The sequence below is a fragment of the Candidatus Desulfolinea nitratireducens genome (genome assembly GCF_982879505.1).
The window spans coordinates 531-3392 of the sequence record NZ_CEYOSI010000303.1 but is presented as its reverse complement, the minus strand read 5'-3'; the positions used below and the strand labels follow the sequence as shown (position 1 = coordinate 3392).

General features: G+C 50.5%; 3 protein-coding genes. All 3 read left to right on the top strand.

Features of this window, described 5'->3' with window-relative positions; genetic code table 11:
• A partial coding sequence (locus tag AC3DOM_RS16925; RefSeq protein ID WP_487920213.1) for a DEAD/DEAH box helicase family protein occupies window positions 1–2294 on the top strand: 2294 nt, incomplete at its 5' end.
• Between the two features lie 51 nt (window positions 2295–2345).
• Complete coding sequence (locus tag AC3DOM_RS16920; RefSeq protein ID WP_487920212.1) at window positions 2346–2558, top strand: AbrB/MazE/SpoVT family DNA-binding domain-containing protein; 213 nt, start codon at window positions 2346–2348, stop codon at window positions 2556–2558.
• Window positions 2555–2862: PIN domain-containing protein (locus tag AC3DOM_RS16915; protein WP_487920211.1), on the top strand; the 308-nt coding region annotated here is incomplete at its 3' end. The genes AC3DOM_RS16920 and AC3DOM_RS16915, both read left to right, overlap by 4 nt.

The following is a 2862-nucleotide window of genomic DNA, read 5'->3' as shown; positions in this document are numbered from 1 at the left end:
CTAATCGTGCCTATCAATTAGAGGCCATCCAGCGTGTTGCGGAGGCTTTTACGCAAGGTAAACGCCAGGTTTTGCTCACTATGGCGACAGGGACGGGAAAAACGCGCACAGCCATGTCTCTGGTGGATGTATTCCTGAAATCCAATCAGGCCCAGCGGATTTTATTCGTAGCAGATCGTGTCCCTTTGGTGCAGCAAGCATTGGATGAAGGTTTTAAAGAGCATCTGCCTGACGAGCCAGCCACGCGCATCTACACCCATAAGATCGAAAAGACCAGCCGCCTGTATGTTTCCACGCTGCAAACGCTGAATAATTGTTTTCGTGCGTTCACCCCCGCCTTCTTCGATCTGATCATCTTCGATGAAGTTCATCGCTCAATCTTCAATAAATGGAATGATGTGCTGCAATACTTTGATGGGCGCATGATCGGCTTGACCGCCACCCCCGCGGGTTTCATTGATCGTAATACCTTCACCGAGTTTGGCTGCCCGGATGGGATTCCGACCTTCTTGTACTCTTACAAAGAAGCCATCGATGATGGCTATCTGGTGGATTACGACCTCTACAAGGCGCGCACTCGCTTCCAGCGAAAGGGCATCCGCGGCGTGGACTTGAGCGAGGAAGAGCGCAATACTTTGATTGACAAGGGCCTTGATCCGGATGAGATAGATTTCTCCGGCACCGAACTGGAGCGCAAGGTAAGCAACCGCGGCACCTTACGCGAGCAATGGGAAGAGTTCTGGGAAGTCTGCCGCAAGGATCAATCAGGGCAACTCCCGGGCAAGACGATTGTCTTCGCGATGACCCAGGATCACGCCGTTCGGTTGGAATCTGTCTTTGAAGAGATGTATCCCGAACATATTGGGTTGACGCAGGTCATCACCCACAAATCAGATTACAAAGGGCGGGCCATAGAGAAATTCAAGAAGGAAGAGATGCCGCGCATCGCCATCTCTGTGGATATGCTCGAAACGGGCGTGAATGTCCCCGAAGTGACGAATCTGGTCTTTATGCGACCGATCCAGTCACGGATCAAATTGGAGCAAATGATTGGACGCGGCACACGCGTTCACGAGACCTGCAAGATGACTCAGCTACTGCCAAACGGCCACAAAGACGGCTTTTTGATCATTGACTTCTGGGAGAATGATTTCAACAAACCCCCAGAGAAAGAGATCGCCCAAAGCCTGCCAGTCTTGGTTTCGATTTTCAATACGCGCCTAAAACTCCTGGAACATTTCATCGACGACCAAAATACGGATGCTTTCAAAAAGACCATCGCCGACCTGCGCCAGATGATCGGATTGATCCCGTTGGAGAATTTCACGGTGCAGAAGACTATGCCGCTCGTGGAACGCGCTTGGGACAATCCCTTTTGGGCGTATGTAACGCATACCGATCTTGAGTTTCTCAAACTGCATGTGGGACCTTTGCTGCGTTTCGCGGCAGGGACGGATGTGCAGGCGGCGACCTTCACCAGCAAAGTGGAGCGGCTCAAGCTGCAAATCTTGCAGGGCAAGGATGTTGCTAAATCCGCCCAATCGGTTGCGGAAGATGTCAGTCGTTTGCCAAAATTCGTTTATGAAGCGGAACCCAGCCGCGAAACCTTGCGTGACATCTGTTTATCCCCAGCGATCAAAACTGCCTCCCCCGATGAACTGGATGAGATCATTGCCTCGCTGGCAGACCAGATGCGTTATCGAGTTCGAGAAGAAAATGCTCCGCTTGAAATCGATCTAAAAGACATGATCGAAACGCGCGGTTATTTAATCCTGCAAAACCGCGAGCAGCCGATCTATTACGAAGAATATCGCCAGCAGGTCAACCAGCGCGTGCTGGATTTGGTTGCCGAGCACCCGACCATTACAGCAATTGAGCGCGGCGATGCGGTCAGCGATATGCAGTTGCTCGAACTGGAGCGCACCCTGCGCGAAGAACTCGGCAAAAGCGATCTGGCATTGAGCGAAGAAAATATCCGCAAAGCCTACCGCCTGCAAGTGGACAGTTTCCTTGAATTTTTGCGCGAGCTGCTGGAAATCGAAGGCATTCCCAACTATCAGGAGATCGTCAAACGCCAGTTTGCGGGCTATATCGAAAGCCAGCTTTTCAACGCCGCCCAGATCGGTTTTTTGCGGGCGGTGCAGTCGGTCTTTTTGCAGAAACGCCACCTTAGACGCGCCGATTTCTACGACCCGCCTCTAACCAGCTTTGGGGAAGATGCTGTGGAACGACTTTTCAGCAAAGAACAGATCAATGATGTCTTGAGTTTTGCGGAAAAGTTGGTTGTATTTTAATCGTCCTATGATAAAATTGTATTACGATTTCACGTTCGATAGGAGATTTGTATGAATACCGTAACCGTTTCTACCAAATATCAGGTGGTCATCCCCCAAAAGGTGCGCCAAGCACTTCACATTCAGCCTGGTCAAAAAATGCAAATGATCGAATATGGACAGCATATTGTCATGATCCCTATCCGCCCCATTCAGGAGGCGCGGGGAATGCTCAAGGGCATCGACACTGATCCCCAACGCGAAAAGGTGGACAGGGAATTATGAACGTCGTCGATTCTTCTGGCTGGCTGGAGTATTTTGCCGATGGCGAAAACGCATCCTTTTTTGCGCCCATCATTGAAGATGCTGAGAACTTGATTGTTCCCGCTGTGGTCATCTACGAAGTTTTCAAACGCATCATGAATTTGCGCGATGAGCATACTGCACTGGTCTTTATTGGCGATATGCAGCGAGGACAAATTGCCGATTTGACAACATCCATTGCTCTGCAAGCTGCCAAACTTTCAACAGAATTTAAAATTGCAATGGCTGATAGCATCATCCTCGCAACAGCACGAGCCCACGACGC